Annotated in this window: 13 protein-coding genes; 2 read left to right on the top strand and 11 right to left on the bottom strand. The window is 64.5% G+C overall.

Annotation, left to right across the window (positions count from 1 at the left end; translation table 11 throughout):
• Positions 1–34: 34 nt before the first annotated feature.
• The 10 genes from IPK69_00560 to IPK69_00515 all read right to left on the bottom strand — a co-directional run bounded on the left by IPK69_00560 (position 35) and on the right by IPK69_00515 (position 10,802).
• The gene (locus IPK69_00560) at positions 35–1,312 is read right to left on the bottom strand and encodes a methyltransferase domain-containing protein (GenBank protein ID QQS09157.1); all 1,278 of its coding nucleotides are present in this window, start codon (positions 1,310–1,312) and stop codon (positions 35–37) included.
• On the bottom strand, positions 1,309–2,775 hold the full coding sequence (locus tag IPK69_00555) for an ABC transporter ATP-binding protein (GenBank protein QQS09156.1): 1,467 nt from the start codon (positions 2,773–2,775) through the stop codon (positions 1,309–1,311). The genes IPK69_00560 and IPK69_00555 overlap by 4 nt, the downstream gene beginning before the upstream one ends.
• Position 2,776: 1 nt before the next feature.
• Positions 2,777–3,562, bottom strand: a complete 786-nt coding sequence (locus IPK69_00550; GenBank protein QQS09155.1) for an ABC transporter permease — start codon at positions 3,560–3,562, stop codon at positions 2,777–2,779.
• Between the two features lie 312 nt (positions 3,563–3,874).
• Positions 3,875–4,675, bottom strand: coding sequence for an NRDE family protein (locus IPK69_00545; GenBank protein QQS09154.1), 801 nt, complete (start codon positions 4,673–4,675; stop codon positions 3,875–3,877).
• 305 nt (positions 4,676–4,980) lie between these two features.
• Positions 4,981–5,583, bottom strand: coding sequence for a hypothetical protein (locus tag IPK69_00540; GenBank protein QQS09153.1), 603 nt, complete (start codon positions 5,581–5,583; stop codon positions 4,981–4,983).
• 133 nt (positions 5,584–5,716) lie between these two features.
• On the bottom strand, positions 5,717–7,033 hold the full coding sequence (locus IPK69_00535; protein ID QQS09152.1) for a hypothetical protein: 1,317 nt from the start codon (positions 7,031–7,033) through the stop codon (positions 5,717–5,719).
• A gap of 180 nt (positions 7,034–7,213) precedes the next feature.
• Positions 7,214–7,669, bottom strand: a complete 456-nt coding sequence (locus IPK69_00530) for a hypothetical protein (protein ID QQS09151.1) — start codon at positions 7,667–7,669, stop codon at positions 7,214–7,216.
• A 59-nt stretch (positions 7,670–7,728) separates the two neighbouring features.
• A complete protein-coding gene (scpB, locus tag IPK69_00525; protein ID QQS10376.1) occupies positions 7,729–8,412 on the bottom strand; it encodes an SMC-Scp complex subunit ScpB in 684 nt (227 codons plus the stop codon).
• A gap of 87 nt (positions 8,413–8,499) precedes the next feature.
• The gene (locus IPK69_00520) at positions 8,500–9,489 is read right to left on the bottom strand and encodes a serine/threonine-protein phosphatase (protein ID QQS09150.1); all 990 of its coding nucleotides are present in this window, start codon (positions 9,487–9,489) and stop codon (positions 8,500–8,502) included.
• An 80-nt stretch (positions 9,490–9,569) separates the two neighbouring features.
• Positions 9,570–10,802, bottom strand: a complete 1,233-nt coding sequence (locus IPK69_00515) for a cobalamin-dependent protein (protein QQS09149.1) — start codon at positions 10,800–10,802, stop codon at positions 9,570–9,572.
• Positions 10,803–10,953: 151 nt separating this feature from the next.
• Here IPK69_00515 and IPK69_00510 point away from each other — a divergent pair, with 151 nt between their 5' ends.
• Together IPK69_00510 and IPK69_00505 are read left to right on the top strand one after the other, a co-directional pair.
• The gene (locus IPK69_00510) at positions 10,954–11,727 is read left to right on the top strand and encodes a queuosine precursor transporter (protein ID QQS09148.1); all 774 of its coding nucleotides are present in this window, start codon (positions 10,954–10,956) and stop codon (positions 11,725–11,727) included.
• 132 nt (positions 11,728–11,859) lie between these two features.
• Entirely contained in the window at positions 11,860–12,984 is a 1,125-nt protein-coding gene (locus IPK69_00505; GenBank protein ID QQS09147.1) for a hypothetical protein, read from the top strand.
• Here IPK69_00505 and IPK69_00500 read toward each other — a convergent pair.
• Positions 12,981–15,293 (bottom strand): S41 family peptidase, encoded by a 2,313-nt coding sequence (locus IPK69_00500; GenBank protein QQS09146.1) that lies wholly within the window; start codon positions 15,291–15,293, stop codon positions 12,981–12,983. The two genes, IPK69_00505 and IPK69_00500, sit on opposite strands and share 4 nt — an antisense overlap.
• Between the last annotated feature and the right edge of the window lie 32 nt (positions 15,294–15,325).

Below are 15,325 nucleotides of genomic sequence, written 5' to 3'. Positions count from 1 at the left end.
GTGAGGCCCGGAAAGACCCGAGCCGGCTCGAAAATCAGCCCTTCGATGAAGCGTCCAAGTGTACCTTCAGCCGTGCCACAATCCTCTCCCGATCCGCCTCAATCTGCCGTGCCCGCGCCGCCGCCAGACCAAGGTCCGCGGACAACTTCGCCTCTCGGATCGCGTGCTCCTCTGACTGCGTCGCCATCACCCGTCTGAGGGTCCCCGCCTCCCCCTCGAGCGCCGAAGCCCGCGCCAACACATCCGCGCACTCTCGCCGTGCCGCCCCCAGCATCTCCTGCAACTCGTGCCGCTCCCGCTCGAACTGCTCCAGATTCGCCGCCGCCCCGCGCCGCGACTCCTCCAACTCCCCCTCGCGCCGAGCCAGCAACTCCCCCCTGGTCGCCAGTTCCTCACTCATCCGCCCCAACTCCATCTCCCGCGCCGCAAGCGCCGCCTGCACCCCCCGCAACTCCCCCTCCATCACGCTCACACGTGACTCCGCGCCAACCAGCCTCTCCCTCAACTCCCCGCTCTCCCGCGCCCGCCCCGCCTGCTCCTCCGCCACCCGCGCACGCATCGCCGAAAATCCCGCCCCGATATCCCGCTCCGCGCGCCGCCACAACGCCAGATCCTGCGACGACCACGTGAACCGCGCCCCCTCTCCAACCGTCACCCGATACGGCGTATGCGCCGCATACCCACGCTCCAACGTCTCACACGATCGCCCCATCCCCGAATACAGCCCGGGCAAATCGTGATTCCAGCACCCATCATGACACCCCGCCTCAAGCGCATACTCCGGCCCAGGCTCCAAATGAAGCACATGCCCCCGGCACACCCGCACCAACTCCCTCAATATTCCAGAAACATCCTCCGGCGAGACATGCACCAAAACCTCCGCCGTGTACACCAGATCAAACCACCCATCCTCATACGCCAACTCCGGCGTCGGACTCCCCACTCGCACCCGCTCCGAGAAAAACTTCTCCCCGCCCCACGCCACAATGCTCCCCGCCATCGACGCGCTCTGGTCATACCCAAAGACCTCTACGCCCTCGATCCGGTGCAGATTCTTCAGGTGCCGCCCAACCCCACACCCATACTCCAGCACCCGCAAAGGCCTCTCCCGCCCCGCCGCGTGCCGTCGCACATACTCCGTCAGCATCCACTCCTGGATGTGATACAGAATCTGATACGTCTTCCGTTCGTCATACTCCGCCGCCCACTCGTGCCCGTGCTCGCGCCAATATCGATAGTTCGCGCGGACCTCCTCCGTCGAGCGCACGCCCGACTCCTCGCCAACACCATTCCTCCGCTTCCCGGAACTCATCGTGGCCCCTCCCACGAGATCGCAACATCCTGATGGAACTTGTAGTGAATCGGACGCTCCGGCGTCCCAATCACCCCAAACGCCGCGCACCCGTCCACCTGATCAAAGAGCAAGTTGTCCGCGTAGTCCCGCGCCGTCACCCGATTCAGCGCGAGCGACACCCCAAAGTTCCCCGCCCGCAGCCGATTCTCAAACGAGAACCGCACCACCAACGCCTCACCCTTCCGCATCGAGGGCAACTCCAACCGCTCATCAAACGTCGTCGTCCCCATCAGGTCCACACCCGTCATGTCCCGGATCAGAAAACTCACCGACACATGCGACACATCCACATACGCCCGTAGATGCGCCGCCACCGTGATCGTCTGCCCATACCCAAAGGCCCGGCACGCCTCCCCCGCCTCGTTCAAAACCTCCACCCGCTCAATCTGCACGTGCCCCGTCCCATACCGCATCTTCCCAGGCACATCCTTCCGAAACGCCACGGCCTCTCCAAGCCCATTCTCAACCCCCGCCTCGGCCTTCCGCGCCGCCTCATCCGCAAGCACATCCCTGTTCGACTGCTCACGCACATGCGCCAGATACAAATCCGTCCCCCGCTCCGCCGCTCCATAGAACCGCGCCAATCCCTTATCCAGAAACAGCGCCTTGTCGCACACGCTCCGCACCGCGTCCGGCGAGTGGCTCACAAACAGCGTCGTCAACCCCCGATCCCGCAACTGCCGCAATCTCGCCAGGCACTTCTGCTGGAACCCAATATCCCCAACCGCCAGAATCTCATCCAGGATCATCAGATCCGGCTCCACCGAGAACGCCACCGCGAACGCCAGCCGCGCCACCATCCCGCTCGAATACGTCTTGATCGGCTGCTCGATGAACTCTCCGATCTCCGCAAACGCCGCGATCTCCGCGAACCGCTCCTCCATCTCCGCACGAGTGATCCCCAGGATCGACCCCAACAAAAACACATTCTCCCGCCCCGAAAACTCCGTGTTGAACCCGCTCCCAAGTTCCAGCATCGCCGCGATCCGCCCACGCACACGCACCTCCCCATGCGTCGGCGTCAACGTCCCCGCGATCACCTGCAGCAGCGTGCTCTTCCCGCTCCCGTTCCGACCCAGTATCCCCACCGAGTCCCCCGGATACACCTCAAACGACACGCCCCGCAGCGCCCAGAACTCCGTGTAATACGGCCGGCCAAACGGCAGCACCATCTGCTTCAGCCGATCCTGTGGCCGCGCATACACCTCATAACACTTCCCAAGATTCTTCACCGCCACAATCGCATCAGCCTCTCGCAGACTCTCACGCGGCGCCTCACCAACCGCATGCGTCCCGACACCATGCTCCTCTTCGCCGGTGCTGCGAATCTGCGAATCCTGAAACGCGATATCCCCAATCACCCGCGCACCATCCACGCCCACGCGCTCGCGTGCGATCGACTCAAGGCTCGTTCGCGTCACACTAGAGGACATCCGCGAAACCCCGCTTCGTCGCCATGAACCACCCATACCCCAACTGCATCACCACCAGACCCAGCACCGTCACCAGCCCCAATCCCACCCAGTCCGGCGACTCATTGAAGAGCAGCACCCGCCGCGACGAATCCACGATCGGCGTCAACGGATTCCAGTCCGCAACCCACCGGTACGACTCCGGAATCGACTCCCGCCGGTACAACACCGGCGTCATGAAAAACAGAACCTGCTGCACCACCAGCACGATAATCGTCGAAACATCCCGCACATACACCCCAAGCCCCGCCACAAACCACCCCACACCCAGACTCAAAAATACCAACGGCACAAGCACCACAGGCAGCCACAACGCCATCAGCCCCATCTTCCCCACAAACACCACGCTCCCGACCGCCACCAGCACCAACCCAATCACCGCGTACAGCATCGACGACGCCAGCGATGCCGGCACCAGAATCTCCAACGGGAAGATCACCTTCTTCACAAAGTTCGGATTCTCCAGCACCAGCCCCGCCGCACGCACCACGCTCTCCCCGAAAATCCCATACGTGATGATCCCGCAGAAGAGCGCCATCACAAACGTCGACGTCGCCTCGTCCGCGCTCCCCGTCCACTTTGCCTTGAACACCACGCTGAACACAAACGTGTACACCCCGATCATCGCCATCGGCAGAAGCGCCGCCCACAAAGGCCCAAGCGCCGTCCCCCGATACCGCTGCAAAAACATCCGAACCGCAAACTGCCGCGTCAGGTCCCGCCGAAGCCACAGCATCCGCCATGGCTCCACAGGATTCAAAAGACTCCCCAAAGAAGGCCGAGCCGACGAGCGCACCACCGCTGGCGCAACCACCGCGCCCCCTCCGCCACTCGCCAACATGCCCTCACGCTCCGCCAACGACACATCCCCTCATCGTTGAAGCCGATCACCCACATGCCACCACGCAACGCCGTTGTCCACAGGCGATCCCTTCGGATCAAGCCAAACTTGCCACAACCACGCGCGGGCTGATCTACCCCTCCTCGTGGCACAGGCGTCCCGCCTGTGCCTACAAGCCCCTCATACCTCTGCGCATGGCACCAACCACTATCGTACGGACGCCTGACCAACCCCGCCCGCAGGCGGAACCCCAGGCACCGCCGCACCCGTCGCCAAGCCAACCACTGGCGAAACCACAGGCCGATACCCCATCTTCACCGTCGGCAGCGGGGGAGGCGCATCACCACAGCCAACCTCACGCTCGGCAAACATCACCTCAACGCTCGTCACCGAAACCGTCCGAGCCTCCGCACGGTTCATCATCACGCTGATCTGAGGCCGGTCCGGCCACACGTGCGCATGGAACGCATCCTGCGCCAGCACCCCCGACGTCGATCCCGTCCCCTGCGAAATCGCCCCGGCAACCATCTCCTCAAACAACCCAAGCCGAGGCGTCACCAGCCGGTCACCAAGCCCCGAACTCGCAAAGCAGATCGGCGCCTCGCCAAACCACATCACCGCCACATCGCGCCGATCCCACGCCGCCTCGAGCACAACCAGCCCCTCACGCGACCACTCCACACCCACAAGCCGAAACGGCGCCAACCGATCCAACTCCAGCCGCTCGATCTCGCTCGACACGCCCTGAAGTCTGGTAGAACGCCCCAAGAGCGTCGGAATCACACGCCCGCGCGAGAGCAACCGCCCCGCCTCGGGAAGCGCCACTGACTCCTCAGGATTCAGATTCAAGAGGCTCAGCACCAGCCCGCGATCCGTCGCCCCGATCCACGTCCCCCCGGCCTCACCATCCGCAGGCCAGATCGCACGAACCTTCGCCTCTTCCGAAATCTCTCGCCAACGCGGTGCCGTCGCGTCCGCGCGGTCATGACGCTCGTCCCGATTGCTCACTAGCCGAAAACCGCTCCACCGATCCCCACGACCGCGCGACCCATCAACTCCTTCGCGACTCACGGGAATGATCGAAACAGTGCACATGCAGCAGTTGGCCCAGATCAAGATTCGGTCAAGACTCGTCGCTCAGATGCCACTTCCAACGCCCCGTCGCACTCAATGCCACCCGATCCCGAGCAACAAGTGAGCACTCGTAAACATCCTCGCCGACCCCCTGTTCGGATCACAGTAGGCACTCGTGGCTACACACACGAACGCCTCACAAACGCCTGACCTCGTGCCTCAGAACCTCACCCACTCTTTCATGAGGCCCCGCCGCCACGCTCATGGTTCAGAGTCGACGGAGCCTTCCCGAATCCACTCGAGTCCCCGCCCACGCCCGCTCCGTGCTCCGCCGCGATCGCCCGCATCATCGCCTGATGGTGCACCGCGTGGTGCGTGGCAAACGCCAACTCCCGCCCCGCCGTCGAGCCCAGTTCCGCCTCTTCCCCCTCCGCCGAGACCATCACCCGCACCCGCACCGGCCGCGACAACCACGCCGTCCCCTCCGAAGCCCCGCGAGACAGACGCGACTTCAACTCCACGATCGCCGCCCGTGCCGCCCCGCGATCCGTCTCCATCGGCACGTTCCGCTCGCGACGGTCGTACCCGATCTCTTCCCCCATGTCCATTCCCACAAAAATCGCCGCATAGTGATCCAGCACGTGCCGCACGTGCTTCCCGATCGTCCCACCCGAAATCACCCGCGACTCCCGCGTGTACGCCTCGTCCCCAACTCCCTCAACAAACCGCGCGCACTCATCCAACAGCCGAACCGCGGCACCCGCCACCACATTCGTCGCTCCTAGCGATCCGCCGCAGCACGAACGACCCCCACAACACCCGCCCGATTTCTCATCACCCATGGGACACGCGTCCTTGCAAAAATACGTGCGATTCCCGCACGCCACAGTCGCGCACGGCCACACACCATAGGTGGGTTTCACGCCACCACGATTCCATCATGAATGGTGTCCGTTCGGCATCGCCCCGCGGCGATCAGCACCCCGAATCAAACCGACCCAGGTAATACAGCAGATCGTCGATCGTCACCGCACCATCGCGAGTCCCGCTTCCCGTCGCGTTATCCACATCCGCCCGCGAACCCCCGACCCGGAACACATCCAGGTAATAGAGCAGATCGTCGATCGTCACCGCCCCGTCGCCGATGCCGCTCCCCGTCCCATCGTCCATGTCCGCCAGGCACCCGCATCCCATCGTCGCCGCCAACGCCGCGTGGAATCCCGCCACATCCACCCGCGTCGCATAGTTCCCCTCGCACGACAAGTTGCAGATCGTCATCACCCCCACGATCTCGCCATCCACAACCACCGCCGACCCGCTGCTCCCCGTCCGCACATCGTTGGTCACCGCATACACGCCCGTCCCATGCCCCATCACCACGCCCGGCGAATGCTGCTGCGTCCGCGACCGGTCACACACGTCATCAACGCCATACCCCCACACATCCGTGGCCACGCCGTTCTCCGCCACCACCGTCGAGACCCGCTTCATCTCCCCATACCGCTCATACGGCGTCTCCCCAAGCGTGTTCACGCCACACCGATACACCGCCCAATCGCTCCCAAATCCGCCATTCGCCGACGCCGCCACCGTCAACGGAAACTGATCCGCAACCGGCGGCTGCACCACGCCGCACGCCGAGTCCGCCGCTGGCACGTGGAACTGAAGCACCTGACCCGACCCGGCGCAGTGACCCGCCCCGATCACCGTGCTGTCCTCGCACACCACCGAACCCGTGCACACCACTGGCATGATCCGACCCGTCCAGAACTCCGTCGATGGCTCGCGATCATCCACTCCACAAATCCCGCACTGATCCGGCGTCCCCCGCGACGACAACCCCAATCCGATCTCCACCTCATCCACTACCACGTGGCTCACGCCCCCGGCCTCCGTATGCACCACCAGCCGAAGATGATCCCCATTGAAATACGCCGTCGACTCCGACCATGCCTTCATCATCCCCGCCGTGAAGTCCTGATGCTCCCCATCCCGCATCGACTCCACGCTCAGCGTGCATCCCGACGAAAGCACGACTTCCGAAAAGTGAACCCGCACCCACGAAGCCCCCGCAACATCAATCTCAAACTCATCATCCACCGCCGCATCATGCGCCGAGACCCACCCCGTCTCCAACGGGTACTCCATCCGAACACCCACAGGCTCCACCATCGTCCCGCCATTGGCGAGACCCAATGGCATCACAACAACCCCCGTCAGGGCCATCGCGCATATCTCCCGCGTCGAGACGAACCGTCCCATCGCCGAAAACTCCAAGGTCTTTGAGGGCATCCCACCCGTCCACACCACCAACACCAGGGCGTCGACCATCAGTCTACCACACCCCCCAAAAGAAAAAAGGCCCGCATCGAGCGAGCCAGAAGATTCACAAGTTCCAACGCACTCCACGCAACCCAGGCAATTTGGGCAATCTCTCCCCGCGTGGTTCTCGCACCCACGATCCTTCCGGTATTACTCGCCGCTCTCCCCATTGATATACGCCGCCGTCGCCGGATTCGTCGGCTTCGTCGCGTTCGACGCCGTCATGCTCCGCAGCACCACCAGCCCGCGCTTGTTCGTCGGCCAGATATAAATCGCCCCATTCGCCACCGTGTGGTCAGGCGCCGTTGCCTCCACCACCAGTTGCTGGCTGATCGTCCCGCCCGCCACCTTCAGCGTGAACTCCCCACGCTCATTCGTCGTCACCGTCCCCAGAATCTGGTCCGAAAGCCCCGTGGACCGCGACCGCAGCACAACTTTCGCCCCGGCGATCCCAGGCCCGCTCACACGCTCATCCGTCGAATCCACCACTGTCACGATCGACGCATTCCCCGCCACGACCTTCCCCTCAAGGCTGTTCGTCGAGGAACACCCTCCGAGGATTCCGCCCATGACCGCCACACATCCAGCCACAATCGCTCGGGTCATTCCGTTCATCCTTGAACTCCTTGTTCTCGAGTGTCTTCGTCGTCAACACCAACGCACGGTCACGCGTCCCTCGCCCGCCCCCCACCAACTTCGGCCGGCGCCGGCAGATCCTTGAGCGACGCGATCCCGAAATGATCCAGAAACTGCTTCGTCGTCCCGTACAAGATCGGCCGTCCGATCTCCTCCGCTCGACCTTTGATCGTCACCAGCCGCCGATCCATCAGGCTCTTGAGCACCTCCCCGCACGCCACCCCGCGGATCGCCTCCAGTTCCGCCCGCGTCACCGGCTGCCGATACGCGATGATCGCCAGCGTCTCCACCGCCGCCCGCGACAACTTCGCGCTCAACCGCGCTCGCTTGAACGCCGCGATTACCGCCGAGTGCGCCGCCAGCGTCATCAGCCGATACCCGCCCGCCACGCTCTCGATCCGGAACGACCGACCCGAACGCTCATACTCCGCGTTCAGAATCCCGATCGCCTCATCCACCGCCGCGACCTCGGCCTTCGACGCCAGAGACTCCCGCTCCTCATCCCCCTCGCCCTTCCGCTCCCGCCCGACCTCACGCGCCGCCTCAGGCCGAAACACCGCCTCCGCAATCCGCCCGGGCGCCACCGCCTTGTCCACGCTCAGCAGAATCGCCTCAACAGCCAACGCGATCGCCGCCGCGGCACCATTCGACTCGTGCTCAGTCGCCACCGCCCGCCCGCGCCCCTTCCCACGACGAACCTCAACCTCAGGCATCTCAGGCACGCCCACACCATCCGCCGCAGAGTTCTGTGTGATTGCTTCCATGCCCCCAATCCTAGCGGCCAACGACCCAACCCAAGATCACTCCTCATTTGGCAATTTGGTCATTTGTTCATTTGGCAATTTCCCAGCCCTCGGCCGGAACATCCGATTCACAGGCCCAACCACCCCGCCCACAATGTTCACCACGCTCCACTCAGGCCAAGGCGCCGGATTCGTCGCCTCACCCCGCGCCCACAACCGAACCCACCGCCCCGCCGCGATCACCCGATCACCCCACGACGTCCGCTGCTTCCCCGTGTTCACCCGAATCGCCAGGATCGTCGCGTCGTCCTTGAGTTCCCCGACTCGCGCGACGAGCCGCTCCTGAAGCCCGCGCACCAGCCCGCCAAGGTCCTTTGGATCCAAACCCTCCAACATCTCCAGCAGCCCCCGCTCGCCCACCATCGCCAGCCCACGCTTCTCCGCCACGACTCCGCCCGCCTCCACCGCCTCCACCAACGCATCCGTATACAACAGCACGCAATCCCCAGGCGCCAGCACCAACGACCCCTCGTCATACTCCACGCCCGAAAAGATCCCCAGAGGCAGGTTCCCCGCCACCCGCGAGTCCTTCCCGATATCAATCGCGTTCCACCGCCCCGTCTCCCTCGAAAACACCAAAGGACGCGGATGACCCGCGTTGCACAGCGTCAGGTGCCCCGTCGGATTGAAATACGTCGCCACGATCGCCGTCGCAAAGCACCCCGCCTCCGCGAGTTCATTGAACTCCCGGTTCAGCTCGCGCACGAACCGTCCCTGATCGATGTAGTTCACAAATCGCCGCATCAGCGTGCGAAGATCGCGCGCCACCGACGCGACCGCCTCGCCATGACCGCTCACGTCCGCCAGCAGGAACCGAGTCACACGCCCCGTCGCGCAACTCGACACATAGTGAACATCCCCGCCCGCGTCGTCCCCCTGAAAAGGACGACTCATCACCCACACATCAACACCAGGCATCTCCACGCCCGTGTCCGCGGCCTCGCTCCCGCCCCAAACCTCCATGCACTGGAAGACCCCCTCAGCCATCCCAGCCCTCCCAATCCCCATCGCTCACACATGAACATTCCGAATTTGGCAACTTGGAAATTTGTCCATTTGGCCATTTCTCAAGCCCACGCCATCACCCTCTCCAGCACCCCGCTCACCCCCTCACCCCGCGTTGCCACCGTCTCCAGAATCGCCCGTCGCCCCGCCACGTCACGCAGATCCCGCACCAACTCGTGCTCCCCAGGATGGTCCGCCTTGTTGCACACAAACACGTCCGCGATCTCCAGGATCCCCGCCTTGTCCATCTGCACCGCGTCGCCCATCCCCGGCGTCAGCACCACCGCCGTCATGTCCACATACTGCCGGATCTTCGTCTCGTTCTGCCCCGCGCCCACCGTCTCCACAAACACCAGATCGAACGCCCCGTCCTCCCCGCCCTCGCCCTCCGCCGCCCCGCCGATCAACTCCAGAATCTCCGGCAGCGCGTGATAGTCCTCGCCGCTGATCGCCAGCGACCGGTAGTACACGCCCTCGCCGATCGTGTTGAAGTCCACACGCAGCCGATCCCCAAGCAGCGCCCCGCTCGTGATCGGGCTCATCGGATCAAACGCGACCACCGCCGCACGCCCCGTGAATCCCGCCTCGCCGCCCTTCGACCGCCGCGAATACTCCGACACCATCTGCGCCACCAGCGTGCTCTTCCCCGCCCCAGGCGACCCCGTGATCCCCACCACACGCGCAGGCCGACGCTTCTTCGCCCCCTTCCGCAGCGCCTTCCCATCATGGACCTGCGAGATGTCCCGCGCTAACTGCGCCGTCGCCCCGCCATCGATCATCGCCGACCTCTCCCGCACCGCCGACCGCACCGCCTCCACGATGTCGAGCAGCCCCACGCCCGTCGTGAAGCACCTCGCGACCCCCATCTCCTTGAGTTGCGGGATGTCCTCCTGTGGCAGAATCCCACCCATGTACACCGGCAGGTCCCCACGCCCCATCGTCTTCAACTCACCCACCAACTTCGGCCCAAGCACCAGGTGCGAGTTGCTCATCATCGACGCGCAGATCACGTCGCAATCCTCATCCCGCGCCGAGATCGCGAGCGACCGAGGCGTCTGCCACAACCCCGAATAGATCACGTGGATCCCGCTGTCCCGCAGCGCCCGCGCGATCACCTTCACGCCCCGGTCGTGACCATCCAATCCCATCTTCCCGAGCAGCACCCGAGGCCGATGCGGCAGATCCGCGCACCGGTCCTTCTTCTCAAACTCCGTCGTCGCGTGCGACAACGGCGCCCGATGTCCCACACCATGTCCAGTCCCATGTCCCGCGGCTGAAGAGTTCGGCACAGTCATCGTGTCGAGCATCCAAGAAGGTGAAGTTCACGAACCACGCCCAAACGGGCCCAGAAAAGACGCGGCCGCCCGGAATACTCCCGGCACGATCCACGACTCACCTGTATTCTAACGCTCACACCCTCAACCCGCACACCAACGCAAACACACTATGACCACCCCAGCCCACCACGAGCCCCACGAACTCTCAACCCCCCAGAAGGTCTATCTCTGGCTCACCTGCATCTCCGTCGCCTGCCTCCTCGTCGCCGACATCACCGGTTGCAAACTCTTCACCATCCCCCTCGGCTTCTCCTTCTCCGTCCCCTGGTCCGACCAGCCCATCGACGCGATCCAGCACACCAGTGGCATGCTCGCCTTCCCCATCACCTTCCTCCTCACCGACCTCATCAACGAGTACTACGGCAAAAAAGCCGCCCGCCGAGTCGTCTGGATCAGTTTCGCCATGGGCTTCCTCGTCTTCCTCTTCATCAACGCCGCACTCAACATGGAACACCTCGACGCCGTCTACAACGTCAAGAAAGAATCCTTCGACAACGTCCTCGGCAACACCCGAATCATGTACGTCGCCTCCATCTGCGCCTTCCTCGTCGGCAGTTTCAGCGACATCTTCCTCTTCTCCTGGATCAAGAAACTCACCAAAGGCAAGCAGGTCTGGCTCCGAGCCACCGGCTCCACCATCATCAGCCAGTTCATTGACAGCCTCATCGTCACCTACCTCGCCTTCAACCTCGGCCGCCGACTCTTCCCCGCCGCCGACTCCATCCCCATGCCCATGCCCGAAGTCTTGAAGACCGCCCTCACCGGCTACATGCTCAAGTACGTCATCGCCATCACCCTCACACCCGCCATCTACCTCGGCCGCCACATCCTCCACACCTACTTCGGCCTCAAGGCCCTCCCACCCGATCAAGCAACAACCTAAGCAACACTCACGCCGCATCGCCCCCACATCCACATCCCCCATCCCCGTGGGCTAGTGTTCCCCCGAATGAGGACCGACCAGCACCAAGGATCCGCCGGGGTCCAACACATCGGATCACGCCTCGCCGCCGCGATGTCCAACGTCGTCGCCAAGGCCGGCGCCGGAAACCCAAGGCCTACCTCCCTCGCCGCCAAACTCGGCCTCTCCCGCGTCACCCTCAGCAAACTCCTCGGCGCCCTCCAGAAAAAATCTCCCGACGAGGTCCTCGAGGCCATCCCAGGCCCCGAATCACTCCGAGGCGTCGTCACCTCCGCCGCCACCCACGGCATGGACCGCGCCATCGCCGTTGAGGCCCTCGCCGCCATCGACCAGTTCGACGCCCTCATCCGCGAGCAGTTCGGCACCCGCGCCGCCCTCCACGCCGCCATCGGAGGCCGATCAAACACCCTCCGCGCCAGAGTCTCCCAAACCGCCCGCGCCGACGTCTTCAAGGGCATGCGCCACATCCTCGGCGTCGAGGCCGAAACCTGGCTCACCTGCATGTTCTTCGAGCCCGTCAACGACGACCCCGACTCCGTCGCCATCACCAACGTCCACGGCGCCATCGCCATGCGACGCCTCCGCTCCGACACCAGCGTCTGCTTCTCCTTCGGCCCCCCGCCCCAGGATCCACACTCCCCCGGAAACGTCGACCAGAGCCCGGTCTCCCTCCAGCAGTTCTACGCTAACGAGCCCGCCACACTCGAGTCCACTCGCGTCGGCGGCCAGATTATCCACACACTCGCCGACAACGCCCTCGGTAAGGACCAACTCCGAGACATGCTCGTCGTCAGCCGTCAGAGCAAAGGCCCCAAGCGCTTCGCCGCCGATGGGTCACGCCTCCGCGGCGTCTCCCTCTTCGTCGACGTCCCCGCACGAAACCTCGTCTGCGACGCCATCGTCCACAACGACATCTTCCCCAGCGCCGCCCCGCAACTCATCGTCTACAACCCCGGCGCCCGCGGCCCCGCCAACCCCAACGACCCCGCTCGTGATTCCGACCGCGTCGTCGTCACCGAGACCGTCGAAGACCTCTCCGCCGCCGAAGATCGATTCACCATCGACGAGATCCCGCGCTACGCCGACATCATCAACCACACCAGCCGACAACTCGGCCGATCCCTCGACCAGTTCCGGGTCTACCGCCTGCGCATGGCCTACCCCGTCGTCGGCCTGCAATACGTCGTCGCCTTCGCCGCGCCCGACAAGTCCGCCTAGCGATCGCCCATCGCCGCGTGCTCCGCGTGTCCCTCGCTCGCGCGAGATTTCAGCAAGAGAACCGCCGTCTCCAGTTGAAGGTCGATCCCCTTCTCCAGAAGGTCCGTCGGGTTCGACGACATCTCCGCCTCCTGCGAGCGCTTCGTCCGTTGGCTCTCCACGATCGGCTGCTCGTCCGCCGGCAACTTCGGCTGCTTCCTCGGGCGCGGCTTGTTCGCCGGATCGCCATTATCGATGTCCGCGTTCCGACGTATCGTCAGCGCATCGGTCGTCTGCGAGGGAAGCATGGACACCGAGAGATCCGGCTCCACGCCCCACGACTCCGATCCCGGCTTGCGGTGGATGATCCGCTTGTCCGGGAGCATGTAGTACTGGATCGTCAACTTCATCATCGCCGTCGGCGTGAGTTCCCACACATTCTGCACCGAACCCTTGCCGAAGGACCGTTCCCCCAGCACCAGGCAGTCGATGTCCCCTTGACGCCCGTAGTACCGAAGCGCCCCCGACACGATCTCCGACGCCGACGCCGAGTTCTCGTTCACCAGCACGATCACCGGCGTCTTCGCCAGCGTCGCCCGATCCGGATCCGTGAACTCCGGGTTCGAGATCGTCCCGTTCCCGTTCGACATCATCACGATGTGCCCGCCCTGCACGTCCACGAAGCGCTGCACGATCGAGACCGCCTGATCGAGCAGCCCGCCCGGATTGAACCGAAGGTCGAGGATCAATCCGCCCAGGCCCTTCGACTTCATCGACGTGATCGCACGATCGAACTCCGACGTCGTCGTGTCCGTGAACTGCGTCAGCCGCACATACCCGATCCCGCGATCCTGATCGATGAACCAGTCCCAGTCGTCCTCGTGCGGCCCGTTCCGCTTCCAGCCCTTCACCGTCTTGATGTCGATCACCGCGCGCGTGATCAGATAGTCCTGGTCCTCCGTTGTGTCCGAGGTCGCGCCCGGACGCTCGATCGTGATCACCACCTGCGTGTTCGCCGGGCCCGTGATGAGGTCCACGGCCTGGTCGAGGCTCATCCCGAACGTCCCCACGCCGTCAACCTTCTTGATAATGTCGCCGGGACGGATCCCCGCACGCTGCGCGGGCGTTCCATCCAGGGGCGTCACCACGCGGATCTTCGACGACGCGTCGAACTCGATCGATACGCCGATCCCAACCAGCCGACCCTGCGTGTTCCGCTGGAACCGGCGCAACTCGTCGGGCCAGATGATCGCCGAGAAGTCGTCGAGCGGCGACATCAGCCCCTGCCCGAACTCGTGGAGGAGCGCCGTCCGATCGATCTTGGTCGTGTCGTCGTTCGCTCGCGTCAGCCGCGCCAGCATCGAGCGCACCTGCGCGATGTCCAGCATCGTCCTCGCGTCGCCCACGTTCGCGATCTCCGCGTCGATCGTCTTGAGCATCGCGTCGCGAGAGGCCTCGTCGCCCAGCGCCGGGAACGCCGAAGAGAGATCGCGAGTCGTCACCATCGTCTTGAGCGACCCAAGCCCGCCCAGCACGATCTGGTTCATCCCCACGCCCTCAACATGCTGACGGGAACGCAGGAGAGCCGTCAGGATCATCGTCTCGTTGATCGAGCGCAACTTGTCGTGGAAGTCGTTCCCCGCCGGGTTGTACGGCGGCAACCCGTCCTCGCCCGCCGCCAGAAGACGCGCGTTCCGCATCTCCCAGAACCGGTCCGGCACATACAGCATCAGCATCGCCAGCCGCTGACCAAGCCGGTTCACGTCGTGCTTGTACGTCCCCGCCTCCTCCAGGAGCGCGTGCAGTCGCACGAACAACTCACGAGACATCAGCCAGTCGCCCCGAGCCTCGGCCTCCCTCGCCGCGCGGTCCGCGCGATCGATCAACCCGCGAATCTCCGCACGCTCCAGGAACGCCTTCTTGTCGCTCGACAGCAGCTGCAACTCCACCGCCGCGCGAAGCGCCTTGCTCGTCTCGTTGTCGGTGGGCGCCTCCGCCAGGATCTCCTTCATCTCGTCCTCGAGTTCCGGGAGACGCGCACGACGCTCGTCCTCTCGCATCGCCATGTGCCGACGGAGCCGATCGACCGATTCGACAATGTCCGGCGCCACGCCCTGGGGCGGCTGCCCCGCCGAGTCGAGCAATGGCCCGAGGTCCTTGATATCCGACGTCCGCGCCAGCCGCCAGAGATTCGACGACCACGCGTTCGAGTCCGTGGACGTCGCCACCGGGGCCGCCGCCTGCTGCGAGTACGCCGTCGCGCACGCACCAAGCCCAAACGCCACGCCGATCGCCAGCCCCAAACGCCCCAGTCGTGCACGAACTCGCATGCGTTCACTCCGTCAAGTTGGCCATCCGATCC

It is taken from the genome of Phycisphaerales bacterium (genome assembly GCA_016699835.1).
GTDB lineage: Bacteria > Planctomycetota > Phycisphaerae > Phycisphaerales > UBA1924.
Note: the sequence above shows the minus strand (reverse complement) of the source record. Positions and strands in the feature narration are given on the sequence as shown.

Coding starts and splice junctions, on each gene's coding strand:
- IPK69_00560 (QQS09157.1), bottom strand. CDS start 1,312: ATGAGTTCCGGGAAGCGGAGGAATGGTGTTGGCGAGGAGTCGGGCGTG.
- IPK69_00550 (QQS09155.1), bottom strand. CDS start 3,562: ATGCTGTGGCTTCGGCGGGACCTGACGCGGCAGTTTGCGGTTCGGATG.
- IPK69_00540 (QQS09153.1), bottom strand. CDS start 5,583: ATGGGTGATGAGAAATCGGGCGGGTGTTGTGGGGGTCGTTCGTGCTGC.
- IPK69_00535 (QQS09152.1), bottom strand. CDS start 7,033: ATGCCCTCAAAGACCTTGGAGTTTTCGGCGATGGGACGGTTCGTCTCG.
- IPK69_00530 (QQS09151.1), bottom strand. CDS start 7,669: ATGACCCGAGCGATTGTGGCTGGATGTGTGGCGGTCATGGGCGGAATC.
- scpB (QQS10376.1), bottom strand. CDS start 8,412: ATGCCTGAGGTTGAGGTTCGTCGTGGGAAGGGGCGCGGGCGGGCGGTG.
- IPK69_00520 (QQS09150.1), bottom strand. CDS start 9,489: ATGGCTGAGGGGGTCTTCCAGTGCATGGAGGTTTGGGGCGGGAGCGAG.
- IPK69_00515 (QQS09149.1), bottom strand. CDS start 10,802: ATGACTGTGCCGAACTCTTCAGCCGCGGGACATGGGACTGGACATGGT.
- IPK69_00510 (QQS09148.1), top strand. CDS start 10,954: ATGACCACCCCAGCCCACCACGAGCCCCACGAACTCTCAACCCCCCAG.
- IPK69_00505 (QQS09147.1), top strand. CDS start 11,860: ATGTCCAACGTCGTCGCCAAGGCCGGCGCCGGAAACCCAAGGCCTACC.
- IPK69_00500 (QQS09146.1), bottom strand. CDS start 15,293: ATGCGAGTTCGTGCACGACTGGGGCGTTTGGGGCTGGCGATCGGCGTG.